Raw genomic sequence first — 24,553 nt, 5'->3', positions numbered from 1 at the left:
CCGTCGTGCTCCCCTAGGCTGGTTCCATGCCCACGCCTGACTTCATCCTCACTCTGCGCGACATGATCGGCGTCCACCCGCTCTGGCTCCCAGGAGTCAAGGCGGTCGTGGCGGACGACGCCGGGCGGCTGCTCCTGGTGCGCCGCGCGGACAACGGCCGGTGGACCGTCCCTGCCGGGATCGTCGAGCCGGGCGAGGAGCCAGCTGCCACGGCGGTCCGGGAGGTCTTCGAGGAGACGGGGGTCCACGTCTCGGTGACGCATCTGGCGGGCGTCGGAATCACCGCGCCTGTCGTCTACCCGAACGGGGACCAGGCGCAGTACCTCGACGTCGTCATGGCCTGCGCGTTCGTGGCCGGCCAGGAGCGCGTCAACGACGACGAGAACCTCGAGGTGGGGTGGTTCCCTGCCGATGCCCTGCCGGACCTTCCGCCCCTGCACCGGCGCGCGATCGAGTGGGCGCTGGATCCGGAGCGCCGAGCACACTTCGTCGGGTCGCCGAGCGTCGCGGAGGCCTGACGGCAGCGGGAACTGGCTCGTCAGGCCGGCAGCAGCAGCGCGAGGACCGTGCCGGCGAGCATGAACGGGCCGAAGGGGATCGCCGACTTCGCCGTCCCGCGGCGCGTGACGATCAGCGCGAGCCCGAAGAGGCCGCCGAGCAGGAACGCCGCGGCCGTGCCCCAGAACAGATGGGACCAGCTCAGGAAGCCCAGGTAGAGCCCCAGGACGCCGGCGAGCTTGACGTCGCCGAAGCCCATCCCGGCCGGGTACACGACCCGCAGGACGAAGTACACGAGCCACAGCACCGCTCCGCCGCCCAGGACTCGGAACGCGGCGCCGACGTCGAGCGCGCCGCCCCCGAGCGCGGCCGCGCCGGCCAGCGGGAGCGCGGCCCAGTAGCTGGGCAGCACGATCCGGTTCGGCAGCAGGTGGCTGCGGATGTCGATCACGGCGAGCCGCGCCGACATCCAGGCGAAGTAGGCGAGGCACGCGACGACGAGCCAGAACGAGAACGGTGCGTCCTGCCAGAGCTCGGGGAGGCGGTGGGTCACCCTTGGACCCTATCGGATGCGCGGCAGGCCGCCGCCCTGCCTGCGGTAGCGTGGCGGCATGACCGACCTCGCCGACGTCTGGCCGCTGTTCGGGCTCACGCTCGGCGCCCCGCGCCTGACGCTGAGACCCCTGCGCGACGACGATCTCCCGGGCCTCGCCGACGCCGTGCGGTCCGGAATCCACGCCCCCGAGCGGACACCGTTCGCCCTGCCCTGGACAGACGCGCCCGCCGCTGAGATTCCCGCGAACTCGGCCCGCTGGATCTGGGAGTGCCGGTCGCGGACCCGGCCGGAATCCTGGCTCGTCCAGTTCGGCGTGTTCGCGCACGACGGCGCGCTGCTGGGCCTGCAGGACGTCGGAGCCGAGGACTTCGCGCACCTCGCCACCGTGGAGACGGGCTCGTGGCTGCGCCAGGATGTCCAAGGGCAGGGCCTCGGGTCGGAGATGCGCGCCGCCGCCCTGGCATGGGCATTCGACTGGCTGGGCGCGGAGGTCGCCCTCACCGCGGCCTACGACTGGAACGAGCCCTCGCTCGGGGTGAGCCGGAAGCTGGGGTACGAGCCGAACGGCGAGAGGCGGCGCGTGAGCCGGCCGGGCGTCGTCGAACGCGAGCTGCTGCTGCGGCTGCCCAGAGAGGCGTTCCGCCGCCCCGAGTGGACCCTCTCGGTGGAGGGCCACGGGGCGGCGGCCGCCTTCCTCGGCGTCGGCGCCTAGCGGGGTCGGCCGCTAGATCTCGGCCCCTTCGAGGAGCTCCGTGACGAGCGCCGCGATCGGCGAACGCTCGGACCGGGTGAGCGTGACGTGGCCGAACAGCGGGTGGCCCTTGAGGGTCTCGACCACGGCCGCGATGCCGTCGTGGCGGCCCACGCGGAGGTTGTCGCGCTGGGCGACGTCATGGGTCAGGACGATCTTGGAGTTCTGGCCCATGCGGCTCATGACCGTCAGGAGGACGTTCTTCTCGAGGGACTGGGCCTCGTCCACGATCACGAAGGAGTCGTGCAGCGAGCGGCCGCGGATGTGGGTGAGCGGCAGGACCTCGAGCATGCCGCGGTCCATGACCTCGTCGACGACGTCCTGGCTCACGAGGGCGCCGAGGGTGTCGAAGACCGCCTGGCCCCACGGGTTCATCTTCTCGGACTCGGACCCCGGAAGGTAGCCGAGCTCCTGGCCGCCCACCGCGAAGAGCGGCCGGAAGACGACGACCTTCTTGTGCTCGCGCCGCTCCATGACGGCCTCGAGGCCGGCGCACAGGGCGAGCGCGGACTTGCCCGTGCCCGCCCGGCCGCCGAGCGAGACGATGCCCACGGAGGGGTCCATGAGGAGGTCGATGGCGAGCCGCTGCTCGGCGGAGCGCCCGTGCAGGCCGAAGAGCTCCCGGTCTCCGCGCACCAGCCGCACCTGCTTGTCGGCTCCGACGCGGCCGAGGGCGGAGCCGCGGGGCGAGAGGATCACGAGCCCTGTGTTGACGGGCATCTCCGCGGCTTCCGGGAGGAAGACGGGCTCATGGCCGTAGAGCGTCGCGACCTGTTCCTCGTCGGCGTCGACCTCGGCGACACCCGTCCAGCCCGAGTCGACAATCTGCTCGTTGCGGTACTCGTCAGCGTCGAGCCCCATCGCGGACGCCTTGACACGCATGGGCAGGTCCTTGGACACGAGCGTGACCGCCCGGCCCTCGTTGGCCAGGTTCTTGGCGACGGCGAGGATGCGCGCGTCGTTGTCCCCGGAGCGGAAGCCGGCGGGGAGGACCTCGGCCGAGATGTGGTTCAGCTCCACCGTGAGCGTGCCGCCCAGGGCGCCGCCGTCGCTCTCTAGCGGGACGGGCCGACTGAGGCTCCCGTGCTCCACCCGGAGGTCATCGAGGAGCCGCAGTGCCTTGCGGGCGAAGTATCCCAGCTCGGGGTCGTGGCGCTTGCCCTCGAGCTCCGTGATCACCACGACGGGGATCACCACTTCATGTTCCGCGAACCGCAGGAGCGCCCTCGGGTCGGAGAGCAGCACGGACGTGTCCAGTACGTAGGTCCTGCGCGCGGCTCCGGCGGTGGCGCCTGCTGCGGCGGACTCGGTGGGCAGTGCGGTGTGGTGTGCCCCGATGCTTGTCACGTCGACTCCAGCCCCCAGGTTTCCCCGGTGTTCTCCAGTGCTTCCGGCTCGGCCGCGAGGCCGGGACCGGCCTCCTGGAGCTGCTGCGACGCAACGTCCATACTCGACCTCCCCGCATCGGGTGGCGGTTCCCGCCCGATGGCGCCAATGTACGCCTCGTCACATGACCGCCGGGTGACATCGGAGGGAGTGTCCGGTAAATGACAGCTGTGTAATTCAGGTCCTGCGGCCTACGCGCCGAAGCGGCGCTGGCGCCCGGCGTAATCGCGGAGCGCGCGGAGGAAGTCGATCCTGCGGAAGGCCGGCCAGAGGGCCTCGCAGAAGTAGAACTCGCTGTAGGCGCTCTGCCACATGAGGAATCCGGAGAGACGCTGCTCTCCCGAGGTGCGGATCACGAGGTCGGGGTCCGGCTGCCCCGCTGTGTACAGGAACCGCGAGATGTCCTCGACATCGAGCCGTTCGGCCAGCTCGGCGATGTCCTCTCCGCGCGCGAGGGCATCACGGAGGAGCTCCCGGACCGCGTCGACGATCTCCCGGCGGCCCCCGTAGCCGACCGCCACATTGACGTGGAGGGGCTCCGACGGGCTGGGCTTCGCGGTGAGCCGGGCAAGCCGCTCGGCAAGATGGTCGGGGAGGATCTCGGGTGCGCCCATGGCGTGGACGGAGACGTTCGGGTCGTCGTCGAGGCGGTCGAGCGTCTCGGCGATGATCTCCGTCAGCTCGCGGAGCTCCTCGGTCGACCGGCTCAGGTTGTCGGTCGAGAGCATGTAGAGCGTGACCACCCGCACGCCGAGCTCCCGGCACCAGCCGAGGAACTCGTGGATCTTGTCCGCGCCGGCGCGGTGGCCCTGGCTCGTGGGGGCGTTGAACTGGCGCGCCCAGCGGCGGTTGCCGTCCACCATGACGCCGATATGGCCGGGAATGCTCTCCGGGCTGAGTGAGCGCACGAGGCGACGCTCGTAGTAGCCGTAGAGGAAACCGGGCAGTTCCATGCCCCTCCCGCCCGATTGATTCCCATGCCATCGCAGGCCTGTAGATGCCGCCTCCTAGGCTACCGCAGGCGCCATGGCGTTCCCCCCGACGGATGGGCAGCACCCTGCCCGAGGGCGCATCCCACAGGCCTACCGGCGAGTAACCTACCGGCCCGTACGATAGAATCCTCGGCATGCAGCTTCAGGCGGCGGCCCGCGCAGAGCTCCTTGCCCTCAAGCCCTCGTGGCGGGGGTGGATCCACACAGTGGCCGCCCCGATCGCCCTCGTGGCCGGAATCGTCCTCGTGGTCCTGGCCCCGAGCGCCGACCTGAAGATCACGAGCGGGATCTACGCGCTCACGGGACTCCTGCTCTTCTCGGTGAGCGCCGTGTACCACCGCGGCACATGGAACCCGCGCACGAAGGCGGTCCTCAAGCGCCTGGACCACACGAACATCATGCTCGTCATCGCCGGCACCTACACGCCGCTGTCCTGGGTCCTGCTCCCCCGCCCCACCGCGCTGCTCCTGCTCACGCTCATCTGGACGGGCGCGCTCGTCGGCGTGGCCTTCCGGGTGATCTGGATGCGGGCGCCGCGGTGGCTCTACGTGCCGGTCTACGTCGTGCTGGGCTGCGCCGCCCTCCTGTTCCTGCCGGACTTCTTCGCGGCGAGCGTTCCGGCGGCCATCCTCATCTGCGTGGGCGGCGCCTTCTACATCGCAGGCGCGGTGTTCTACGGCCTCCAGCGCCCTAACTTCAGCTGGGACCACTTCGGCTTCCACGAGTTCTTCCACGCCTTCACGGTGCTCGGCTTCGCGGCCCACTTCGTCGCGATCATGATCGCCGTCGTGGGCCTGCCAGTCGCCGGCGCATAGCGGAGCGCCAGCGGGGCTCCGGCTCAGCCGCCGGGCGCGAGCTGCTCGCGCAGCTGGTCGGCTGTGCGGACGGGGAGCCGGCAGGCGAACTCCCGGCACACGTAGGCGAGCGGTCCGCCGTCGGCCGCGCCCGGCCGATCCTGCAGCAGGGGCACGACGGCCCCAGCGCGCCCGACGCCATCTGCCCGCCCCGCGCCGTCCCCCGCCCCTGCCGCGGTGGCGCGGTCCGTAGACCCGAGTGCCACGGCGAGCCCCGGGCTCGGGTCGAGGAGTGCCGCACGGTGGAGCAGGCGCGTCTCCGAGGCCCCTCCGCCCTGCAGGGGGCCGACCACCGCAACCTCGAGCGGGCCGGCCACGGTGGCCTCGGCGACGGCGAGGAGCCAGCCGGCGATCCGCGGCGACTGGCCCACGAGGCGCGGGAGCCCGGCGAGGATGGCCCGCGCGACGGCGCGATGCTCACCCGAGCCGCTGTAGGCGGCGAACGACGTGAGGGCCCCGGCGAGCAGCGACGCCCCCGAGGGCGCCTCGTTGTCCATCGCATCGAGGGCGCGGGACCCCCCGAGGGCGGCGGTGGCGCCGGCGCGGGCACCCGAGAGCTCGAGGGAGGCGTCGGAAAGCAGGCCGTCCTCGACGAAGCGGCTCCGGGCGGCATCGAGGAGCTGCCCCGCCCAGCTGTACCAGCGGGCGTCGCCCGTGCACGCGAAGAGGGCGAGCGCACCCTCCGCGCAGCCCGCATAGTCGGCGAGCATGCCCTCGACTCCCCCGGCAGCACCGCCGTGGGAGACCCGCGTCAGCGTCTGCCCGTTCCAGTGGACCTCGGCGAGGAGGGCTGCCGAGGTCTCTGCCGCCGCGAGGAGGTCCGGGCGGTCCAGGACCACCGAGGCGTCGGCGAGGGCCGCCACGGCCAGCCCGTTCCAGCCCGCGACCGCCTTGTCGTCCCGCCCCGGGGGCGTCCGGCGGGAACGAGCCTCGAGCAGCGCGGCCCTCGTCCGCGCGAGGAGCTCCCTCTCGTCGGCGCCCAGCTCGCGGCCCGCGTGGAGCGGCCACCCGGGACCGCCGTGGGAGCCGGGCGGCGAGCCCGGCCGCACGCCGAACACGGACGCCAGCCGCGCGCCGTCGTGCGCTCCCGCCGCCTCCGCGAGCTCGCCGGGGGTCCAGACGTAGTAGGCGCCCTCGACGTGCTGGCCGCCGCGCTCCGAGTCCGCGTCGAGCGACGACGCGAAGCCTCCGCCGGGGAGGCCGAGCTCGCGGACCATCCAGTCGGCGGTCAGGGCCGCGGCCTCCCGGGCCTCGTCTGCCGGGAACTCCGGCGAGGCGCCGAGGCGCACCCAGTGGGCCAGAGCGCGGAGCAGCTGGGCGTTGTCGTAGAGCATCTTCTCGTAGTGCGGCAGCGACCAGTCCGCGGTGACGGAGTAGCGCGCGAACCCGCCGGCCAGAGTGTCGAACAGCGCCGAGCGGCACATCGCCGCGAGCGTGCGCCCGGCGAGCGCCCTCGCCGCGGCCGCGGTCGCCGTGCCCCCTGCGGCGTGGCGGACGAGGAACTCCGCCACGGGCGACGGCGGGAACTTCGGCGCGCGCCCGAACCCGCCGTGGGTGCCGTCTTCCTCCTGGCCGAGGCGCACGACGGCGTCGCGCGCGAGCGCGGCCAACTCGCCGTCGTCCATCCCTGCCTCGGGTGCGTCGAGGCGCAGGAGCTGGTCCGAGAAGAGGCCACCGAGCGCCTCGGCAAGCGCCGCCGCCTGGCGTTCGACGGCTTCCCGGCGGTTCCGCCACGCGTCGGAGACGGCCTCGAGGATCTGGCGGAAGCTGGGCTGTCCCGGGTGCGGAGTCGGCGGGTAGTAGGTGCCCGCGTAGAAGGCGCGGCCGTCTGGGAGGGCGAAGATGCTCAGGGGCCAGCCTCCCTGGCCTGTCATCGCCTGGCACGCGGCCATGTAGGCGGAATCCACGTCGGGCCGCTCCTCCCGGTCGACCTTGACCGGGACGAAGCGTCCGTTGAGCTCTGCGGCGGTCGCCTCGTCCTCGAAGGACTCGTGCGCCATGACGTGGCACCAGTGGCACGCTGCGTAGCCGATCGAGACGAACACGGGGACGTCGCGGCGTGCGGCCTCGGCGAAGGCCTCCTCGCCGAAGGGCTGCCAGTGCACGGGATTGTCGGCATGCTGGCGCAGGTACGCGGAGGGGGATCCTGCGAGTCGGTTGGCCATGGCCCCAGTCTGCCCCATCGAGGGCAGCGGGGATCAGGCCTCGGGCTCGCCCTTCTCGGGCGCGCGCTCGGCCTCCTCGGGCTCGCGCTCGGCCTCGCGGGCCTCCTCGACCTGGGCGCGGTAGCGGACGCGGCGCAGGCGGCGGACCATGTCCACGATGAGCAGGATGGTCAGGACCACCACGAAGGCCGTCAGCAGGAACCCCCACGTTCCCGGCGTGATCTGGTCCTCGCTCAGTCCCGGACGCAGCGTCCCCTCGGGGGACGGCGGGGTCTGGGACAGGGCGATGAGGAGGTTCTGCACCGGACTATCCTAGCCGGGCGAACAGGTCCCCCTCTGTCTCTCCCTCCTGGGGGAAGCCGACCGTGGACTCGATGAGCGAGTAGTCCTCCCAGGGCCACACGCGCTGGCGCAGCTCGAGCGAGACTGCGAAGAACCACCCGTCGGGGTCGATCTGGGTGGCGTGGGCGAGGAGCGCCCGGTCCCGGACCCCGAAGTACTCCGCACACTCCACCTGGGTCGTCACAGGGTGGCGCGAGGTCCACGGGCGGTGCCCCTCGGCGTCGTTCTCCGCCGCGCGCGCCACCCAGTCTGCGTACGGCGACTCGAGCCCGGCGGAGACCAGGGCGTCGTGGATGCGGCGCACGCGGTCCGGATTGAAGGGGACGTCGTAGTAGAGCTTCGCCGGCGCCCACGGCTCGCCCGTGCCGGGGTAGGCGTCAGGGTCGCCCGCGGCGCGGAAGGCCTCGACGGCCACGCGGTGGGCCATGATGTGGTCCGGGTGGGGGTAGCCGCCGTTCTCGTCATAGGCGACGACGACGTGGGGACGGTACTCGCGGATGAGCCTCACGAGCGGCGCCGAGGCCTGCTCGAGAGGGAGCGTCGCGAAGGACCCCCAGGGAAGGGGCGGGAGGGGGTCCCCCTCCGGGAGGCCCGAGTCCATGAAGCCGAGCCACCGGTGCTGGACGCCGAGGATCTCCCGTGCGGCGGCCATCTCGATCCTGCGTGCGCCGGCCATGTCCCGCCTCGGGTGCGGCACGTCGAGCAGGTGGGGGTTCTGGATGTCCCCACGGGCGCCGTCCGTGCAGGAGACCACCATGACCTCGTGGCCCTCCGCCAGGTACTTCGCCATCATGGGAGCACCCTTGCTGGACTCGTCGTCGGGGTGGGCGTGGACGGTCAGGAGCCGGAACGATCGGGGGTTCTGGGACACGCCTCCTAGAATAGTCGGGTGAGCCAGACCCCCACCCTCGCCACCCGCTACGGCACGCCGCGGCGCAGGCTGCCGAAGCGCACTGCGCGGATCCTCGTCGTCGTCGCCCTCGTCGTCGGGATTGCCGCGGCTGGATGGCTCACCGTCCTGAGCACGACCCGCAACGCCGTCACCTCCAAGGACATCGGCTTCCGGACGCCGGACTCCTGGCATGCCGAGCTCGACTTCGCTGTGACAAAGGACGCCTCGGCGAGCGCCGTCTGCGCCGTCAAGGCCCTCTCCGAGACGTACGCCGTGGTGGGGTACCGCGAGGTCGCGATCGGCCCGGACCGCAGCGCAACGGGCACGACGACGTCCCTCACCACCGCGGCGATGCGCACCGAGAGCGCGGCCGTCTCGGCGGTGGTCGACTCGTGCTGGCTCACGTCCAAGTAGTCGGTGTGACGCGGGACACGCCAGAGGCTATCTTTGGCTTGGGCTCCCGCGATCATTAGAATGTACTAATACCCATTGCCCCGCCGGTGGCCAGCAGCGCTCCCGAGGCATCCTGCCTCAGGGGGTTTGCGCATAGCCGCAGGCGGGGTATTTGCATGGAAAGACGTACAAGGAGACGAGATGTCCACCACGACCCATCAGGGCGGCGCCTGGCTCACGCAGGAGGCGTACGACCGACTCAAGGCCGAGCTGGACCACCTTTCGGGGGCTGGCCGACACGAGATCGTCGAGAGGATCGAGGCCGCGCGCCAGGAAGGCGACCTCAAGGAGAACGGCGGCTACCACGCGGCCAAGGAGGAGCAGGGCAAGATCGAGGCCCGCATCCGCCAGCTGACCGAGCTGCTGCGCAACGCCCATGTCGGGGAGAAGCCGGCCGACGACGGCGTGGTCGAGCCCGGCATGCTCGTGGTCGCGAAGATCGCAGGCGAGGAGGAGCGCTTCCTCCTGGGCTCGCGCGAGATCGCCGACGGCGGCAGCGACGTCGACGTCTTCAGCGAGAAGTCCCCGCTCGGCGCCGCGATCGTCGGCCACAAGCAGGGCGACAAGCTCTCCTACACCGCGCCGAACGGCAAGGAGATCGCGGTCGAGATCATCTCGGCCACGCCGTACAACGGCTGAGACTCGCCACCGCGCAAGCGGACCGCGACGGCGCCGCCCCCGCTCGGGGAACGGCGCCGTCGTCGTCTCCGCTGGTGGGATGGCTCGATGGGCTAGGAGATGGCTCGGTGGGGCCGCTGCGGGCGCATGACCAGGGCCGCAACGACCCCGCCCGCGAGGCCGAACAGGTGGGCCTGCCAGGAGATCCCCCGCCCGACCGTCGGAAGCACCCCGAGCAGGACGCTGCCGTAGGCGAGGAGGAGCACGACGGCGAGCAGGATCTGCCACCACGAGCGGTTGAAGAATCCGCGCACGAGCAGGAAGCCGAACAGCCCGAAGATCACTCCCGAGGCCCCGACCGTGACCGAGTGCCCGAACAGGCTGCCGCCGAACAGCCACACCCCCACGCCAGAGGCGAGCCACGAGAGCGCGATGGCGGTGAGGAACTGCCGCAGCCCTGAGAGGAACGCGAGGAAGCCGAACACCACGAGAGGCAGTGTGTTGGCAGCGAGGTGGTTCCAGCTCGACGCGTCGTGGACGAGCGGCGACGTAAGGATGTCCGGGAGGCTCGTGACGTCCCTCGGCCGGATGCCGAAGGTCAGCGACAGCCAGCCGAACGTGAGCATGTTGGCCAGCTGGATCGCGTAGAGGACGGCGACGACGGCAGCCATCGTCACGATGCCGGCCCGCGCTCTGCTGGCCAGCTCGGCCTGCCCGACGGACGCCCTCCCGACCACGCGCTCTCCGCTCAGACGTGGATCACGATGGGCTGGAAACCCTCGGCGCGCAGGGCCCGGAGGACCTGCTCGCAGTGCTCGTGGCCGCGGGTCTCCATGTCGATGGTGATGGCGACATCGCCCATGCTGATCGAGCCGCCCACGCGCGTGTGGTCGACGCCGGTGACGTTGGCGTCGTTCTCCGCGATGATGCGGGAGATCGTCGCGAGGGAGCCGGGGCGGTCGTCGAGCATCATGCGGACCGTGAAGAACCGACCGGCAGCGGCGAGGCCGCGCTGGATGACCTTGAGCATGAGCATCGGGTCGATGTTGCCGCCCGAGAGGATCACAGCGGTCTTCTTGGCATCGATGCCGAGTTCGGCGAGCTTGCCGTCCATGAGGGCCGCGACGCCGACCGCGCCCGCGGGCTCGACCACAAGCTTGGCCCGCTCGAGGAGGAAGACGAGGGCCCGGGCGAGGGACTCCTCGCTCACGGTGACGAAGTCGTCGACGAGCTCGCGGATGATGCTGAACGGGAGCTGCCCCGGGAGCCCCACGGCGATGCCGTCCGCCATCGTCGAGATGCTCTGGAGCGGGACGAGCGCGTCGGCCGCGAGGGACGGCGGGTAGGCCGCCGCATTCTCGGCCTGGACTCCGATGACCTTGATGTCTCGGCCCAGCTCCTTGGCCTTGGCCTTCACGGCGACGGCGACGCCCGCGAGGAGGCCGCCTCCGCCGACGCCCATGAGGATCGTATCGACGCCCGGCACCTGCTCGAGGATCTCGAGGCCGAGCGTTCCCTGGCCTGCCACGACGTCAGGGTTGTCGAACGGGTGGACGAAGACGGCGCCTGTCTCGTCCGCGTAGCGCTTGGCTTCGGCGAGCGCCTCGTCCACGTTGTGGCCGTGCAGGACGACCTCCGCGCCGTGGGAGCGCGTCGCCTGGAGCTTCGGGAGGGCGACGCCGACCGGCATGTAGATGCGGGCACGAATCCCGAGGCGCTTCGCAGCCACCGCGACGCCTTGGGCGTGGTTGCCGGCCGAGGCGGCGACGACACCGCGTGCCCGCTCCTCGGCACTCAGGCGCGCCATGCGCACGTAGGCGCCGCGGACCTTGAAGGAGCCCGCACGCTGGAGGTTCTCGCACTTGAAGTAGACCTCGGTGCCGATCTGGGCGCCGAGCGCTCGGGAGGTCTCAATGGGCGTCTTCGCAATGATTCCCTCGAGCAGCTCCTGCGCGCTCAGGACGTCGTCCAGCGTCACAGCGAGGGTCGAGAGAGTTTCCATGCGAAGTGCGCTCCTCATCAATGGCAGTCAGTCGGCGGCCTGCGGCGGCTCCGGCACCGGGTCGGCGCCGGGTTCCGCGACAGGCACGCTTCCAGTTTCCCACGCCCGGGAGGCGATGTAGCGCACGGCCGCATTCACGACGGCGAGAGTGGGGACAGCGAAGAGGGCGCCTGGAATCCCTGCCAGGTAGGAACCGGCGGCCACGGCGAGGATGACTGCCACGGGATGGAGGGAGACCGCCCTGCCCATGATGAGGGGCTGGAGGACGTGGCTCTCGATCTGCTGGACGGCGAGCACGATCCCGAGCATGATCAGCGCGTTCACGAGCCCATTCGAGACGAGCGCCAGCAGGACGGCGATCGCCCCGCTGAAGAGGGCGCCGACCACCGGGACGAATGACGCGACGAAGACGAGGATGCCCAGCGGCAGGGCCAGCGGCACCCCGAGGATCGCCGCGCCGACGCCGATGCCGATGGCGTCGATCGCAGCGACGACGACTTGGATGCGCACATAGTTCACGAGCGAAAGCCACCCGATCCTGCCGGCGCCGTCGGCGGGGACCCGCGCCCGGTGCGGGAGGAGCCGGATGAGGAACGCCCAGATGCGTTCGCCCTCGAGGAGGAAGAAGATGAGCACGAAGAGGGCGATGAGCAGGCCGGCCAGGAAGTGTCCGGCCGTGCTCCCTGCACTCAGGACCCCGCTCACCAGGGTCCCCTGGTTTGTCGTCACGAGGTTCTGCGCGTCCTTGACATACGTGTCGAGTTCGCCCGCGGAGATCTGGAGGGGACCGCTGGCAAGCCAGGCCTGGATCGCGGTCAAGCCGGCGAGCGCCTGGTCCCAGAGCTCGCGGAAGCCGCCGGCGAGCTGACGCCCGACGAGGGTCAGCAGGCCCGCGACGAGTGCGATGAAGCCGAGCTCGGTGACCGCCACCGCCACGCCCCGAGGCAGGCCGATGCGCCGGAGCCAGTTCACGGCAGGCATGAGGAGCCCCGCAAGCAGGGCCGAGACGAGGACGGGGATGACGAGGAAGCTGAGGTGGCCAAGCGCCCAGACCACCGCTGAGGCCACCACGATGATGACGCCGAGGCGCCAGGACCAGGCGGCGGCGATCCGCAGGGCGAAGGGAAGGTCTGCGTCAGTCACGGGACGCGGCGCGAGCGGGATGCCACGGGAGTTCTGCTCCATGGGCCCATCCTGCCAGAGGGACTCGTCAGCGTTCCGCAGCCGGGGTCAGAGGCTCGACCCGATCCCCCATCGCATGGACGAGGTCTCGCCCTGGGCGAGCCAGCCGAGCCCCTCGCCCGAGTTGAACGCGTTGGCGGGCCCGGTCATGGGCTCGAGGGCCACGGCCTTCGTCCGCCCGGGGAAGGTCACGCTCACGAAGACATGGACGTACTGGCACGCCGGCTCCTGCCACAGCCAGACCGAGCGGCCGTCGGGCGCCGTGAGCGTGCTGCGCGCACGCCCGTCCTGGAAGTCGAGGTCCGTGAAGGCCGCATCGAGCGCGAGCTCCGACACGCGGCGCCCCCGGCGCAGGTCGTTCTCCCCTGCGGCCGGCTCGTGCGAGCGCGGGATGAGGCGTTCGTCCGCGACCAGCCTGGTGGCTGCCGGGACCGTGAGGACCAGGTCCTCGGTGGGCACGTCGCCGATGCGCAGGTATGGGTGGGCGCCGAGCACCCATGGCGCGCGCCCGGGCGAGTGGTTCGTGAGGCTCTGCGTCACGCTCAGGGCGCCGTCGCCGTCGAGCGCGTACTCGACCCGGTGGCGCACGAGGAACGGGTAGCCGTGCTGCGGGAAGACGCTCGCCTCGAGGACCGCGGAGGACTCCGAGCCAGCGATGAGCGCGTACCCGGTGTTGCGGAGGAGGCCGTGGCTCGCGTGGCCGCGCGACGGTTCGGTGAGGTCCAGCTGCTGCGGCCGGCCCTCCAGCGTCCACCTGCCGTCCTCGATCCGGTTCGCCCAGGGCGCGAGGGTGATGCCGGTCGCCCCGGGCGGGATCTGGTCGTCGCCGAACGTCTCGGTGAGCACGACGCCGTCGCGGGAGTAGGAGCGCAGCGTCGCGGCGAGCTCGGTCACCACGGCGACGGCCCCACCCGAGCGGAGCTCGTACTGGCGCCCGGTGGCAGGGATGCTGGGAGAGGTCATGGAGTCACGCTAGCGGTCTTCCCTCCGGCCACTCCAGATGTTATCTTTTGTTAGAAACATTTTGTTTGTGTGAAGGGGGGGCGGCCCGATGCTCGCAGCGGAGCGGCACGCGCGGATCGTCGCGGAGCTCGAACGGAGGGAAGCGGTGCGGGTCGGCGAACTCGCCGCCACCCTGGGAGTGTCCGAGATGACGATCAGGCGGGACATCGAACACCTCGAGGCGCAGGGGCTCGCACGGCGGGTCCACGGGGGCGCCGCACGCCCGGCGGACGTCGGCTTCGCCGACCCGGGCTTCGCCGTCAAGAGCGAGCACCGGCCCGATGCCAAGAGCGCGATCTCCCAGCGGGCCCTCGAGCTCGTGCGGCCGGGCGCGACGATCTTCGTCACCGCGGGCACCACGACCTTCGCCTTCGCCCACCTTCTGGCCTCGGTGCCGGACCTGACGGTGGCGACCAACTCGATCAAGGTCGCGGAGGCGCTGGGGACTCCCTCGCAGGGCGGGGTGCGCACCATCCTCACGGGCGGTGAGCGCACGGCATCGGAAGCGCTCGTGGGGCCGCTGGCCACGGCGACACTGGCCCAGCTGCACGTGGAGACGTGCTTCATGGGCGTGCACGGGCTCCATCCCCGAGCCGGCCTCACGACCCCCAACATGCTCGAGGCGGAGGTCAACCGCGCGGCTGCCGAGGCCGCCGCCCGGCTGGTCGTGCTCGCCGACCACAGCAAGTACGGCCTCGTGAGCCTCGCGAAGATCCTCCCGCTCGATGCGATCGATACCCTCATCACGGATGACGGCCTCTCCGAGGCCGCCCTCGACGAGCTCAGGCAGAGCGTCCCGGACCTCGTCGTCGCCCCCATCGCCTGACCCGGTGTCCCGACCCTCGGAGGAACCATGAGCGCCCACTCCCCCGCGGCCACCAGCACGCGGCTCTCCGACGGACGCGAGCTGATCTACTTCGACGACCCCGGCAGGCCGCCCCGCACGACCTCGCCCGATGCACGGGGCCTTCCCGGGCGCGCCGAGCCCGGCGAGGTGCGGTACGACGAGCTCTCGGGCGATTGGATCGCCGTGGCGGCCCACCGCCAGTCCCGGACCCACCTCCCGCCGGCGGAGGCGTGCCCGCTGTGCCCGAGCACCTCGGGCAACCTCTCGGAGATCCCCGCGGAGGACTACGACGTCGTCGTGTTCGAGAACCGCTTCCCCTCCCTGGGACCCGCGCTCGCGGAGCTCCCGGACTCCCTGCCGTGGGGTCAGAGCGCCCCCGCCGCCGGACGGTGCGAGGTGGTCTCCTTCACGTCCTCCCACACCGGGTCCTTCGGCGGCCTGCCGTACGGACGGGCGCGGACCGTCGTCGAGGCCTGGGCCCACCGCACCGCCGCGCTCAGCGCACTCTCCGGCATCCGCCAGGTCTTCCCGTTCGAGAACCGCGGCGCGGACATCGGCGTCACGCTGCACCACCCCCACGGCCAGATCTACGCCTACCCCTACGTGACGCCCCGGGCCGCGCAGCTCGGTGCCCGCGCACGGCGCTTCTACGACGAGTCCGGCGGCCGTGCGACGCTCCTCGGGGCACTTCTGGACCGCGAGCGCACGGCGGGCGAGCGCATGGTCCTCGACGGCACGCACTTCAGCGCCTACGTGCCCTTTGCCGCGCGCTGGCCGCTCGAGGTCCACCTCGTCCCCCACCGGCACGCCGCAGACTTCGCGGACCTGACGGGCGAGGAGAAGGACGAGCTCGCCGAGGTCTACCTGAGACTCCTGCAGGCAGTGGACGCGCTGTACGACACCCCCACCCCCTACATCGCTGCCTGGCACCAGGCGCCGCTCGACACCGTCCTGCGGCCCGCGGCCAGGTTCCACCTCCAGCTCACGTCCCCGCGCAGGGCGCCGGACAAGCTCAAGTTCCTCGCGGGCTCAGAGGCCGCGATGGGCGCCTTCATCACCGACACCAGGCCCGAGCAGGTCGCCGGACGCCTCCGCTCGGCACTCGCCGGGATACCTGCCGCGGCGGCCGAACCCAGCACAGGACGAAAGGCGCGCGCGTGAGCTCCCCGATCCCTGACCAGGCTGGCCTCGTCCTCGAAGCCTTTGCGGCAGCCTACGGCGGCGCGCCCGACGGCGTGTGGCAGGCACCCGGGCGCGTGAACCTCATCGGTGAGCACACTGACTACAACGAGGGGTTCGTCCTTCCCTTCGCCATCGACCGCTCCGCCCGCGTCGCCGTCCGCGCCCGTCCCGACCGGCGCGTCAGGCTGGCGTCGACCTACGGGCGGGAGGGCGTCGTCGACCTCGGCCCCGACGGGATCACCCGCGAGGCTGCGCGCGGCTGGACGGTCTACCCGGCCGGCGTCATGTGGGCGCTGCGGCAGCGCGGTGTCGAGGTCCCGGGCTTCGATCTCGTCCTCGAGTCGAACGTGCCGCTGGGGTCGGGGCTGTCGTCGTCGCATGCGATCGAGTGCGCCGTCGCCATCTCCCTCGCCGAGCTCAGCGGCGCCCAGCTCTCCACCGAGGAGCTCGTGCTGCTCACGCAGCGGGCCGAGAACGACTTCGTGGGCGCACCCACCGGCATCATGGACCAGTCGGCGTCCCTGCGCGCGACCGCCGGCCACGCGGTGTTCCTCGACTGCCGGGACCAGCACGCTGAGCTCATCCCGTTCGATGCCCCCGCCGCAGGGCTGACCGTGCTCGTCGTCGACACGAAGGTCGCCCACTCACACGCCGACGGCGGCTACGCAAGCAGGCGCGCGGCGTGCGAGCTCGGTGCGGAGGTGCTCGGGGTGGACGCGCTCCGCGACGTCGCCTCGGCCGACCTTGCGGAGGCGCGGGGCCTGCTCGACGAGGTGACGTTCCGGCGCGTGCGCCACGTCGTCACCGAGGACGAGCGCGTGCTCCGCACCGTCGACGCGCTCCGCTCCGAGGGGCCGGCCGCGATCGGCCCCCTCCTCGACGAGAGCCACGCATCGATGCGGGACGACTTCGAGATCTCGTGCCCCGAGCTCGACCTCGCCGTCGAGACTGCCCGGGCGAGCGGCGCCGTGGGCGCCCGCATGACCGGGGGCGGATTCGGCGGCTCGGCGATCGCCCTCGTGCCGACGACGGCGGCGGCCTCCGTCCGGGACGAGGTCGCCGCGGCGTTCGCCCGGGCAGGCTACCGCGAGCCCGAGGTCTTCAGCGTCTCACCGGCGGACGGGGCCCGCCGGCTCCTGTAGCGCAGGAGGGAGGAGCCTCGGAACCAGCAGCTTCAGAGGTAGAGGCCCACGTCGCTCGCGGGCTCGTCGCGCTCGGCGACGGCGTGGAGGTCGCGCTCGCGCAGGAGGATGTAGTCGTGGGCCGAGACCTCGACTTCGGCCCGGTCCTCGGGATCGAAGAGAACGCGGTCGCCGACAGCAACCTGGCGCACCGTCGGTCCCGCCGCTACGACCTCAGCCCATGCGAGGCGCTTCCCCAGCATGGCGGTCGCCGGGATGACGATGCCGGAGGCCGAGCGACGCTCGCTCGCGTCCTTGTCGAGCGCGACCAGGACCCTGTCGTGGAGCATGCGCAGCGGGAGCCGCCGCGGGGCTGCGTCGGGGGCGGGGGCGGTCTCGGTGGCGGCGTCGGGGTCTCGGTGTGGCACCGCATCATTCTAGGCGAGTGACGTCCCGGGAACTCTTTCCCGGCGTCGTTCGTGGAACGGACAGCGTCCTCACGCGGACCACGGAAGCCGCGGACCGGGACAATCGACTGGCACCACACCAGCCGACCACCATCGCCCGCCACCGCAGCGGGCCGTCGACAAGGAGCCGACACATGGCATTCGGGGGGAACCCGGTCTTCCGGGGGAAGAACTTCAGAAGCGCCGTCACGACCGCACCGCCTGTCCCGCACGCACCCTACGGGCAGCAGCCCTACGGCCAGCAGAACCCGTACGGTCAGCAGAGCCCCTACGGCCAGCCCTACGGGCAGCAGGCCCCGTACGGGCAGATGAGCCCGGAGCAGCTCGACCAGATGTACAAGGCGCCGTCGGCGGGTCCGGTCGAGACGGGCCGCATGACCTACGACGACGTCATCATGAAGACGCTCGCGTGCCTCGGCTTCGTCGTCGTCGGCGCAGCCGTCACGCTGTTCGTCCCCGCCGGCGCGGCGATGGGCCTCATGGTCCTGGGCGCCATCGGCGGCTTCGTGCTGGCCCTCGTCAACTCGTTCAAGCGCGAGCCCGTCGCTGGGCTGATCCTCGCCTACGCGGCCCTCGAGGGGCTGTTCCTGGGGGGGATCACCCGCGTGATCGACGGCATTGCCCCGGGGGTGGGCTTCCAGGCCGTCCTGGGCACGGTCGCCGTCGCTGGCGTTACCCTCGCCCTCTACAAGAGCGGCAAGGTGCGCGCGACGCCCGGCCTGATGAAGTTCTTCCTCATCGCGATCGTCGGCTACCTGGCCTTCAGCCTCGTCAACCTCGGGCTCGTGATGTTCGGGGTCGTCTCGAGCCCGTGGGGCCTCCGGGGCATGACGATCATGGGCATCCCCCTCGGCGTGATCGTCGGACTCATCGCCGTCGTCCTCGCGGCGATCTCCCTGATCCTGGACTTCAACAGCATCGAGCAGGGCGTACGCGCAGGGGCTCCCCGGCGCTTCGCCTGGACCGCGGCGTTCGGCCTGACGGTGACCCTCGTCTGGCTCTACACCGAGATCCTGCGGCTGCTCGCGATCTTCAACAGCAACGACTGACGGACTCCGGACGCGCAGCGCACGTCCCGCACAGGCCCTCGGACCATCGGTTCGGGGGCCTGTGCTTGTCTCGCCGGGCAGAGCACTGATCGTGAAGCCGGAGACAGGGCGCCCTCAGCCTGCTCTTCACAGTTGTTACCGGATCGCGACGTTAGGCGGGCTGCCGCCCCGGCTGCCGGGCGGTCCCGCACAGGTACGATGGCGTTCCAACGGGTGATCAGCGTCACAGCTCGTCGTGATGATGCGCGCCCGCCGGACCCACTGCCCGGCCTGCCCACAGGCTGGCCGGCGCCCGGACCTATGGAGGCCCCCTACGTGAAAAGCGCAGCCCAGGCCGCCCACCCGCCCAGGGTGCTGGCGGTCGCAGGTGCCCTGATCGGCGCCGTCCTCGCCGTGCTGCTGGCCTTGGCGCCCCCGGCCGAGGCGACCAGCTCGCCGAGCCCGTCGCCCAGCCCCTCTCAGACGGTGTACCAGAATACGATCAGCGGCTTCCTGAGGAATGAGGGCCAGCCGCTGCAGAATGTCGAGATCAAGGTGAAGGGCAACGGCTTCGAGGGCAGCACCCGATCGGGGGCCAACGGCGCCTGGTCGGTCGGCGTCCCGACTCAGGGCACGTATCAGGTCGAGGTCAATACCTCGACGCTCCCCGAGGGGGTCAAGCTCGCGGACGGGCAGGAGAACCCGCGCAACGTCACGTTCAACCAGACCTCCAACGTCAGCGCGATCTTCGCCTTCGGCAAGGGCATCCAGGTCGCCCAGGCCAACCTGGGCCAGGAGATCATCAACCGGCTCGTCGCGGGCTTGAGCTTCGGCCTGCTGCTCGCACTCTCGGCGGTCGGCCTGTCCCTCATCTTCGGCACCACGGGCCTCACCAACTTCGCCCACGGCGAGATGGTCACGCTCGGCGCCGTGACGGTGTTCGGGCTGGCGGCGGCGGGGCTGCCGTTCTGGCTCGCGGTGCTCCTCGCCCTCGTGGCGAGCGCGGCGTTCGGCTGGGTGCAGGACGCCGCACTCTGGAGGCCCCTGCGGCGCAGGGGCACCGGCCTCGTTCCCATGATGATCGTGAGCATCGGCCTCGCCCTCGCGGTCCGGTACGTCATCCTCTTCTTCTTCGGCGGCGCGACCCAGCAGCTCCCCTACGCGCAGAGCCCGGACATCCAGCTCGGCCCAGTCTCGATCTCGCCGAACAACCTCTGGTCGCTGCTCATCTCGGCCGTCGTCATCGCTGCAGTGGGCGTCGTGCTGCTGAGGACGAGGTTGGGGAAGGCCACCCGCGCCGTCGCCGACAACCCGGCGCTTGCGGCCGCCTCGGGCATCGACGTGGACGGCGTGATCCGGATCGTCTGGGTCACCGGCGGCCTCCTTGCTGGCCTCGGCGGCATCCTCTGGGCCTACTACCGGCCCGGAGTCACCTTCGACATGGGCCAGCAGATCCTGCTCATGATCTTCGCCGGGGTCACCCTTGGCGGACTCGGCACGGTCTTCGGCGCCCTCGTGGGTTCGGTCGTCGTCGGCGTCTTCGTCGAGCTGACGACAGTCTTCGGGGTGTCGAGCGACCTCAAGTACGTGGGAGCCCTGGCGATCATGATCGCCGTCCTCCTGTTCCGGCCACAGGGCATCCTGGGCCGCCGCGAGCGAGTGGGCTAGGGAGGCGCCACATGGACTTCGGATTCATCCTCAGCAACGCGCTCGGTGAGATCGTGAGCCCGACGACGGCGGCCTACGCGCTCGCAGCGCTCGGCCTCGCCGTGCACTTCGGCTACTCCGGCCTGCTCAACTTCGGCCAGGCCGGCTTCATGGCCGTCGGCGCCTATGCCTTCGCGATGTCGACCATCCACCTGGGAACCCCCTTCTGGGTGGGCCTCCTCATCGCCGTCGTCGCGTCAGTGCTCTTCGCGCTCCTCCTCGGCGTCCCCACGCTGCGCCTGCGGGCCGACTACCTGGCGATCGTCACGATCGCCGCGGCCGAGATCATCCGCTACGTCGTGACGACCAACAGCCTCACCTCCGTCACGGGCTCGGCGAACGGCCTGGCCGCGTTCCGGCAGGACTTCCTCCGGCTGAACCCCTTCCCTGAGGGCAATTACCTGGGCTACAGCAGCCCGGACTTCTTCTATCGCGTCTTCGGCTGGGTGATCGTCATCATCGCGGGCGTGGTTGTCTGGCTGCTCATGCGCAGTCCCTGGGGCCGCGTCCTCAAGGGCATCCGCGAGGACGAGATGGCGGTCCGCTCTCTGGGCAAGAACGTCTACGCCTACAAGATGCAGGCCCTGATCATCGGAGGCATCCTCGGCGCCCTGGCGGGCATGGTCTTCACCCTCCCCCGTGACGTCGTGCAGCCGTCCAACTACGGGACAGAGCTGACGTTCTTCCTGTGGACGTGCCTCCTCCTCGGGGGCATGTCCACGGTGCTCGGCCCGGTGGTGGGCGCGATGATCTTCTGGGTGGTCCTCTCCCTCACGCAGGGCGTGCTCTACGGACTCATCGAGTCCGGGACCGTCACCTGGCTCACCACCACGCAGGCCGGGCAGCTCCGCTACATCCTCGTCGGGGTGGCGCTGATGCTGCTCATGATCTTCCGGCCGCAGGGCGTGTTCGGCAACAAGAAGGAGCTGGCATTCGCATGAGCCACGCCGCATCCCCATCTCAGGGTCCAGCCAGCGGGCCGGACGTCTCCCGCAATGAGTACATGACCGACACCAGGCCGATCGCCGAGGGTGAGGCCGGGCCCGGCTGCCGGAAGAGGGACCCGATCGTCGTCGCAGACAATGTGACCCGAAGCTTCGGCGGCATCAACGCGGTCGACGTCGAGCACCTCGAGATCCCACGCCACAAGATCACCGCGCTCATCGGGCCGAACGGAGCAGGGAAGACCACACTGTTCAACCTGCTCACCGGCTTCGACACCCCCAATTCCGGCAAGTGGCAGTTCGAGGGCAAGGACCTCGCGGGCGTCTCCTCCTACAAGGTCGCGCGCATGGGCATGGTCCGCACGTTCCAGCTGACCAAGGTCATGGGCAAGCTCACGGTCATGGAGAACATGCGCCTGGGCGCCTCCGCGCAGCCGGGCGAGAAGCTCCGCAACGCACTGTTCCAGGGGATCTGGGGCAGCCGCGAGAAGGAGATCACGTCCCACGCGGAGGGTCTCCTGACCAAGTTCAAGCTTGACACGAAGCGTGACGACTACGCGGCGTCGCTCTCGGGCGGCCAGCGCAAGCTCCTCGAGATGGCCCGCTCGCTCATGGTGAACCCGAAGCTCGTGATGCTCGACGAGCCGATGGCCGGGGTCAATCCGGCACTGACCCAGAGCCTCCTGGACCACATCAAGAACCTCAAGGCCGAGGGCATGACGGTGCTCTTCGTCGAGCACGACATGCACATGGTCCGCCACATCGCGGACTGGGTCGTGGTCATGGCCGAGGGCAAGATCGTGGCCGAGGGCCCACCCGCCGAGGTCATGAAGGACCAGGCCGTCATCGACGCGTATCTCGGCGCACACCATGACGTGGACTTGGGCACGAGCGGCGGCGTCAAGGCCCTCGAGCAGGAGCTCGCGCAGGACGAGGAGTCCATCGTAGGGACCCAGGACGCCGGCATCATCGCACCCGAGAGCGTCCTCGGGGACGCCGAGACGCTCCGGGTGGACGCTCCGAAGACCGAGCGCGGAGCCGACACTCGGAAGGAGGAGGGGAAGTGAGCGAGAGCAGCACCAGCAGCCAGGGGGCCGGCACCGTGACGGACGAGCGCGTCGTGGCGGTCACCAACCTCGTGGCCGGGTACATCCCGGGCGTCAATATCCTCAACGGCTGCAGCATCGAGGCCCGCAAGGGAGAGCTCATCGGCATCATCGGGCCCAACGGCGCCGGGAAGTCGACGCTGCTGAAGGCCATGTTCGGCCTCGTGAAGGTCCACTCGGGTTCCGTCGTCGTGCGGGGACAGGACCTCACCGGGCTCAAGGCGAACCGGCTCGTAAGCCGCGGCATCGGATTCGTCCCGCAGACCAACAACGTCTTCACGTCCCTCACGATTGAGGAGAACATGCAAATGGGCCTCTTCCAGCGGCCCAAGGTCTTCAAGGAGCGCTGGGACTTCGTGGTCGAGCTGTTCCCCGAGCTCGGCCGGCGGCGCGCCCAGCGTGCGGGCTCCCTCTCCGGCGGCGAGCGCCAGATGGTCGCCATGGGGCGTGCCCTCATGATGGATCCCGCCGTCCTGCTCCTCGACGAGCCCTCAGCGGGCCTGTCCCCCGTCAAGCAGGACGAGACGTTCCTCCGCGTCCACGAGATCAACCGTGCGGGCGTCTCGGTCATCATGGTGGAGCAGAACGCCCGCCGCTGCCTCCAGATCTGCGACCGGGGCTACGTCCTGGACCAGGGCCGCGACGCCTACACGGGCACCGGACGCGAGCTCCTGAACGACCCGAAGGTCATCCAGCTCTACCTGGGCACCCTCGCCGACACCGTGGAAGGCGAGGACAGGTAGAGCGTCCGCTGCCCCGCACCACACGGGAGGGCCCCGGTTCCCGAAGGAACCGGGGCCCTCCCGTCATGTGCGTCGGAGGACGCTCGGCTCAGCTGAGCTTGCCGTACTCCTCCTTGATCGGCTGGGGAACGTTCTTGTCGTCGAACTGGTAGATGCCGATGTAGGCCTCGGTCGGATCGCCCGCGTCGGAGAAGGTCACCGGCCCCGACTTGCCGTCGTAGTCGATGTCCTTGCCCTGGCGCAGCAGGGTGACGCATGACGCGAAGTCGCCGCACTTCTCGCCGCCCTCGGAGACGTCCTTGAGGTGCTTGGCGATGTCGACGCCCTTGGTGCTCTTGGCCTCCTCAGCCGCGAGGGCAATGAGGTTCACCGCATCCCAGGATTCGCCGGCGTAGGAGTAGTCCTTCAGGGACGGGTCGATCGCGAGGAGCTGCTTCTTGAAGTCGTCCTTCGCGAACGTGCCCGGGATCGTGCCCTGCGCACCCTTGAGGGTGCCGGCCTGGAAGTCCTTGCTGTAGTCGGAGGTGTTGCCGTCCACCATGAACATCGACGTCGGCTTGACGCCCTTGCCCGTCAGCAGCGGGACGATCTGCTTGGCCTGGTCGAAGGTGATGAGCGCAATGGCATCCGGCTTGGCCGCGAGAACCTTGTCGACCTGGGTGCTGAACTGCGAGTCGCCCTCGTTGAACAGCTCCTCGGCCACGACCTTGCCGCCGGCAGACTGGAACGCGTCCTTGATGTTCTTCTGCAGGCCCGTGCCGTAGGCGTCATTGAGGACGATCATGCCGAGGGTCTGGGCCCCACAGCTGGCGATGTAGTTGCCGAGCACGCGGCCCTGTAGGACATCCGAGGGAGCCGTGCGCCAGTAGAGGCCCTTGTCGTCCCACGTTGTGAAGTCGGGCGAGGTGTTGGCGGGAGAGAACTGCACGACGCCCGCGCCCGTGATCTGGTTGATGACCGTCTTCGAGACGCCGGAGGACGCCGCGCCGATGATGGCGCTCACGTTCTGGCCGAGCAGGTTCGTCACGGACTGCGTCGCGATGTCGGTCTTCGTGTCACCGGAGTCCCGGTGGATGACCTCGATCGGCTTCCCGAGAACACCGCCTGCGTCGTTGACCTGCTTGACGGCGAGGTTGACGCCGGCGATCTCGGGCGGCCCGAGGAAGGCGAGGGACCCGGTCGTCGGAAGCAGCGAGCCGAGCTTGAGCGGGGTGTCTGTCGTGGTCGTGGCACGCGGGACCGATCCGGACGCGCCGGTGGGGGCGGCGGTAGCACCGCCGCTTCCGCTCTGGGGCGCGGGACAGGCAACGCCCTGCGGCGCCGCGCTGGCGGAGCTGCTGCCAGAGGACGTACTGGAGCCTCCACCGCATGCGGTGGCGAGAAGGGCGACGCCGACACCGAGCGCGGCGAGTTTCGCCGCCCGGGGCGTAGCCTGAAGGCGCTGAATCATGCGTAATCTCCTCCATCGAAGGTGCCGGGCACCCTGATGCGAACAACCAGGTGTTCCTGATTAGAAGACAGGCTAATTCAACGCTTAACCCTGAATACAGTGTTTCAGGTCACATGCTGGTAACGGATGGAGACCACATGGAAAACGTGCCCCAGCAGGGACTCGAACCCTGACTGAGCGGATTTTAAGTCCGCTGCCTCTGCCGATTGGGCTACTGGGGCGTGCACACCAGCCTAGCGAATCCGGTCCGACGTACGACGGCGGC

General features: G+C 70.5%; 25 protein-coding genes and 1 tRNA gene. 13 read left to right on the top strand and 13 right to left on the bottom strand.

Translation table 11 applies throughout. The features are described from left to right. Positions 1-26: 26 nt before the first annotated feature. Positions 27-518, top strand: coding sequence for an NUDIX hydrolase (locus ABD298_RS10185; protein ID WP_344299572.1), 492 nt, complete (start codon positions 27-29; stop codon positions 516-518). A 20-nt stretch (positions 519-538) separates the two neighbouring features. On the opposite strand, the gene ABD298_RS10180 is transcribed toward ABD298_RS10185, so the two are convergent. Beyond that, a complete protein-coding gene (locus ABD298_RS10180) occupies positions 539-1,051 on the bottom strand; it encodes a prepilin peptidase (protein ID WP_344299571.1) in 513 nt (170 codons plus the stop codon). Positions 1,052-1,109: 58 nt separating this feature from the next. Between ABD298_RS10180 and ABD298_RS10175 the strand changes: the two genes are divergently transcribed. After that, positions 1,110-1,766, top strand: a complete 657-nt coding sequence (locus tag ABD298_RS10175) for a GNAT family N-acetyltransferase (protein WP_344299570.1) — start codon at positions 1,110-1,112, stop codon at positions 1,764-1,766. A gap of 12 nt (positions 1,767-1,778) precedes the next feature. Here the strand turns inward: ABD298_RS10175 and phoH2 are convergent, their stop codons facing one another. Together phoH2 and ABD298_RS10165 are read right to left on the bottom strand one after the other, a co-directional pair. After that, a complete protein-coding gene (gene phoH2 / locus ABD298_RS10170) occupies positions 1,779-3,122 on the bottom strand; it encodes an RNA 5'-3' helicase PhoH2 (RefSeq protein WP_344299785.1) in 1,344 nt (447 codons plus the stop codon). A 260-nt stretch (positions 3,123-3,382) separates the two neighbouring features. Further along, on the bottom strand, positions 3,383-4,144 hold the full coding sequence (locus tag ABD298_RS10165; protein ID WP_208711991.1) for an isoprenyl transferase: 762 nt from the start codon (positions 4,142-4,144) through the stop codon (positions 3,383-3,385). Positions 4,145-4,317: 173 nt separating this feature from the next. On the opposite strand from ABD298_RS10165, the gene trhA reads away from it, so the two are divergent. Further along, positions 4,318-4,998 (top strand): PAQR family membrane homeostasis protein TrhA, encoded by a 681-nt coding sequence (gene trhA / locus ABD298_RS10160; RefSeq protein ID WP_344299569.1) that lies wholly within the window; start codon positions 4,318-4,320, stop codon positions 4,996-4,998. A 23-nt stretch (positions 4,999-5,021) separates the two neighbouring features. On the opposite strand, the gene ABD298_RS10155 is transcribed toward trhA, so the two are convergent. From ABD298_RS10155 to mca, 3 genes are read right to left on the bottom strand one after another with little or no spacing between them, the layout of a single operon-like run. Next, on the bottom strand, positions 5,022-7,202 hold the full coding sequence (locus tag ABD298_RS10155; RefSeq protein ID WP_344299568.1) for a thioredoxin domain-containing protein: 2,181 nt from the start codon (positions 7,200-7,202) through the stop codon (positions 5,022-5,024). Positions 7,203-7,235: 33 nt separating this feature from the next. Beyond that, on the bottom strand, positions 7,236-7,505 hold the full coding sequence (locus tag ABD298_RS10150; protein ID WP_344299567.1) for a hypothetical protein: 270 nt from the start codon (positions 7,503-7,505) through the stop codon (positions 7,236-7,238). Between the two features lie 4 nt (positions 7,506-7,509). Continuing rightward, complete coding sequence (gene mca, locus ABD298_RS10145; protein ID WP_344299566.1) at positions 7,510-8,415, bottom strand: mycothiol conjugate amidase Mca; 906 nt, start codon at positions 8,413-8,415, stop codon at positions 7,510-7,512. Between the two features lie 18 nt (positions 8,416-8,433). Here mca and ABD298_RS10140 point away from each other — a divergent pair, with 18 nt between their 5' ends. Together ABD298_RS10140 and greA are read left to right on the top strand one after the other, a co-directional pair. Beyond that, positions 8,434-8,850 carry a DUF4307 domain-containing protein gene (locus ABD298_RS10140; RefSeq protein WP_344299565.1) on the top strand — a complete coding sequence of 139 codons (417 nt, stop codon included), beginning with the start codon at positions 8,434-8,436 and terminating at the stop codon, positions 8,848-8,850. A gap of 180 nt (positions 8,851-9,030) precedes the next feature. Next, positions 9,031-9,528, top strand: a complete 498-nt coding sequence (gene greA / locus ABD298_RS10135; protein ID WP_208711987.1) for a transcription elongation factor GreA — start codon at positions 9,031-9,033, stop codon at positions 9,526-9,528. Between the two features lie 92 nt (positions 9,529-9,620). On the opposite strand, the gene ABD298_RS10130 is transcribed toward greA, so the two are convergent. From ABD298_RS10130 to ABD298_RS10115, 4 genes are read right to left on the bottom strand one after another with little or no spacing between them, the layout of a single operon-like run. Beyond that, positions 9,621-10,244, bottom strand: a complete 624-nt coding sequence (locus ABD298_RS10130) for a rhomboid family intramembrane serine protease (RefSeq protein WP_344299564.1) — start codon at positions 10,242-10,244, stop codon at positions 9,621-9,623. An 11-nt stretch (positions 10,245-10,255) separates the two neighbouring features. Then, positions 10,256-11,509 carry a threonine ammonia-lyase gene (gene ilvA, locus ABD298_RS10125; RefSeq protein ID WP_344299562.1) on the bottom strand — a complete coding sequence of 418 codons (1,254 nt, stop codon included), beginning with the start codon at positions 11,507-11,509 and terminating at the stop codon, positions 10,256-10,258. A 27-nt stretch (positions 11,510-11,536) separates the two neighbouring features. Beyond that, positions 11,537-12,694, bottom strand: a complete 1,158-nt coding sequence (locus ABD298_RS10120) for an AI-2E family transporter (RefSeq protein ID WP_344299561.1) — start codon at positions 12,692-12,694, stop codon at positions 11,537-11,539. A 45-nt stretch (positions 12,695-12,739) separates the two neighbouring features. Continuing rightward, positions 12,740-13,654 carry an aldose 1-epimerase family protein gene (locus ABD298_RS10115; protein WP_344299560.1) on the bottom strand — a complete coding sequence of 305 codons (915 nt, stop codon included), beginning with the start codon at positions 13,652-13,654 and terminating at the stop codon, positions 12,740-12,742. 88 nt (positions 13,655-13,742) lie between these two features. Here ABD298_RS10115 and ABD298_RS10110 point away from each other — a divergent pair, with 88 nt between their 5' ends. The 3 genes from ABD298_RS10110 to galK are packed head-to-tail and all read left to right on the top strand — an operon-like array spanning position 13,743 to position 16,864. Beyond that, a complete protein-coding gene (locus tag ABD298_RS10110) occupies positions 13,743-14,519 on the top strand; it encodes a DeoR/GlpR family DNA-binding transcription regulator (protein ID WP_344299559.1) in 777 nt (258 codons plus the stop codon). Between the two features lie 27 nt (positions 14,520-14,546). Next, positions 14,547-15,701, top strand: coding sequence for a galactose-1-phosphate uridylyltransferase (gene galT, locus ABD298_RS10105; RefSeq protein WP_344299558.1), 1,155 nt, complete (start codon positions 14,547-14,549; stop codon positions 15,699-15,701). Continuing rightward, complete coding sequence (gene galK / locus ABD298_RS10100) at positions 15,698-16,864, top strand: galactokinase (protein WP_344299557.1); 1,167 nt, start codon at positions 15,698-15,700, stop codon at positions 16,862-16,864. The genes galT and galK overlap by 4 nt, the downstream gene beginning before the upstream one ends. Before the next feature lie 32 nt (positions 16,865-16,896). Here the strand turns inward: galK and ABD298_RS10095 are convergent, their stop codons facing one another. Next, positions 16,897-17,193, bottom strand: a complete 297-nt coding sequence (locus ABD298_RS10095) for a GroES family chaperonin (protein ID WP_208712876.1) — start codon at positions 17,191-17,193, stop codon at positions 16,897-16,899. A gap of 251 nt (positions 17,194-17,444) precedes the next feature. Here ABD298_RS10095 and ABD298_RS10090 point away from each other — a divergent pair, with 251 nt between their 5' ends. The 5 genes from ABD298_RS10090 to ABD298_RS10070 all read left to right on the top strand — a co-directional run bounded on the left by ABD298_RS10090 (position 17,445) and on the right by ABD298_RS10070 (position 22,838). Beyond that, positions 17,445-18,359 carry a Bax inhibitor-1/YccA family protein gene (locus ABD298_RS10090; protein ID WP_344299556.1) on the top strand — a complete coding sequence of 305 codons (915 nt, stop codon included), beginning with the start codon at positions 17,445-17,447 and terminating at the stop codon, positions 18,357-18,359. A 315-nt stretch (positions 18,360-18,674) separates the two neighbouring features. Then, positions 18,675-20,006, top strand: a complete 1,332-nt coding sequence (locus ABD298_RS10085; RefSeq protein WP_344299555.1) for a branched-chain amino acid ABC transporter permease — start codon at positions 18,675-18,677, stop codon at positions 20,004-20,006. An 11-nt stretch (positions 20,007-20,017) separates the two neighbouring features. Then, entirely contained in the window at positions 20,018-20,986 is a 969-nt protein-coding gene (locus ABD298_RS10080) for a branched-chain amino acid ABC transporter permease (RefSeq protein ID WP_344299554.1), read from the top strand. 62 nt (positions 20,987-21,048) lie between these two features. Next, positions 21,049-22,056 (top strand): ABC transporter ATP-binding protein, encoded by a 1,008-nt coding sequence (locus tag ABD298_RS10075; RefSeq protein ID WP_344299553.1) that lies wholly within the window; start codon positions 21,049-21,051, stop codon positions 22,054-22,056. Then, positions 22,053-22,838 carry an ABC transporter ATP-binding protein gene (locus ABD298_RS10070; RefSeq protein WP_344299552.1) on the top strand — a complete coding sequence of 262 codons (786 nt, stop codon included), beginning with the start codon at positions 22,053-22,055 and terminating at the stop codon, positions 22,836-22,838. The genes ABD298_RS10075 and ABD298_RS10070 overlap by 4 nt, the downstream gene beginning before the upstream one ends. An 88-nt stretch (positions 22,839-22,926) precedes the next feature. Here the strand turns inward: ABD298_RS10070 and ABD298_RS10065 are convergent, their stop codons facing one another. Together ABD298_RS10065 and ABD298_RS10060 are read right to left on the bottom strand one after the other, a co-directional pair. Beyond that, positions 22,927-24,288, bottom strand: coding sequence for an ABC transporter substrate-binding protein (locus tag ABD298_RS10065; RefSeq protein WP_344299551.1), 1,362 nt, complete (start codon positions 24,286-24,288; stop codon positions 22,927-22,929). A gap of 147 nt (positions 24,289-24,435) precedes the next feature. Then, a tRNA-Leu gene (locus ABD298_RS10060) sits at positions 24,436-24,509 on the bottom strand. Positions 24,510-24,553: the final 44 nt, after the last annotated feature.

The organism is Sinomonas flava, assembly GCF_039531875.1.
GTDB lineage: Bacteria > Actinomycetota > Actinomycetes > Actinomycetales > Micrococcaceae > Sinomonas > Sinomonas flava.
This window is presented reverse-complemented; position numbering and strand designations above follow the sequence as displayed.

Bases quoted from the DNA above. Each gene is read 5' to 3' on its own strand.
- ABD298_RS10185 (WP_344299572.1), top strand. From the start codon at position 27: ATGCCCACGCCTGACTTCATCCTCACTCTGCGCGACATGATCGGCGTC.
- ABD298_RS10175 (WP_344299570.1), top strand. From the start codon at position 1,110: ATGACCGACCTCGCCGACGTCTGGCCGCTGTTCGGGCTCACGCTCGGC.
- ABD298_RS10165 (WP_208711991.1), bottom strand. From the start codon at position 4,144: ATGGAACTGCCCGGTTTCCTCTACGGCTACTACGAGCGTCGCCTCGTG.
- trhA (WP_344299569.1), top strand. From the start codon at position 4,318: ATGCAGCTTCAGGCGGCGGCCCGCGCAGAGCTCCTTGCCCTCAAGCCC.
- ABD298_RS10155 (WP_344299568.1), bottom strand. From the start codon at position 7,202: ATGGCCAACCGACTCGCAGGATCCCCCTCCGCGTACCTGCGCCAGCAT.
- greA (WP_208711987.1), top strand. From the start codon at position 9,031: ATGTCCACCACGACCCATCAGGGCGGCGCCTGGCTCACGCAGGAGGCG.
- ilvA (WP_344299562.1), bottom strand. From the start codon at position 11,509: ATGGAAACTCTCTCGACCCTCGCTGTGACGCTGGACGACGTCCTGAGC.
- ABD298_RS10120 (WP_344299561.1), bottom strand. From the start codon at position 12,694: ATGGAGCAGAACTCCCGTGGCATCCCGCTCGCGCCGCGTCCCGTGACT.
- ABD298_RS10115 (WP_344299560.1), bottom strand. From the start codon at position 13,654: ATGACCTCTCCCAGCATCCCTGCCACCGGGCGCCAGTACGAGCTCCGC.
- ABD298_RS10110 (WP_344299559.1), top strand. From the start codon at position 13,743: ATGCTCGCAGCGGAGCGGCACGCGCGGATCGTCGCGGAGCTCGAACGG.
- galT (WP_344299558.1), top strand. From the start codon at position 14,547: ATGAGCGCCCACTCCCCCGCGGCCACCAGCACGCGGCTCTCCGACGGA.
- ABD298_RS10095 (WP_208712876.1), bottom strand. From the start codon at position 17,193: ATGCTCCACGACAGGGTCCTGGTCGCGCTCGACAAGGACGCGAGCGAG.
- ABD298_RS10090 (WP_344299556.1), top strand. From the start codon at position 17,445: ATGGCATTCGGGGGGAACCCGGTCTTCCGGGGGAAGAACTTCAGAAGC.
- ABD298_RS10080 (WP_344299554.1), top strand. From the start codon at position 20,018: ATGGACTTCGGATTCATCCTCAGCAACGCGCTCGGTGAGATCGTGAGC.
- ABD298_RS10075 (WP_344299553.1), top strand. From the start codon at position 21,049: ATGACCGACACCAGGCCGATCGCCGAGGGTGAGGCCGGGCCCGGCTGC.
- ABD298_RS10065 (WP_344299551.1), bottom strand. From the start codon at position 24,288: ATGATTCAGCGCCTTCAGGCTACGCCCCGGGCGGCGAAACTCGCCGCG.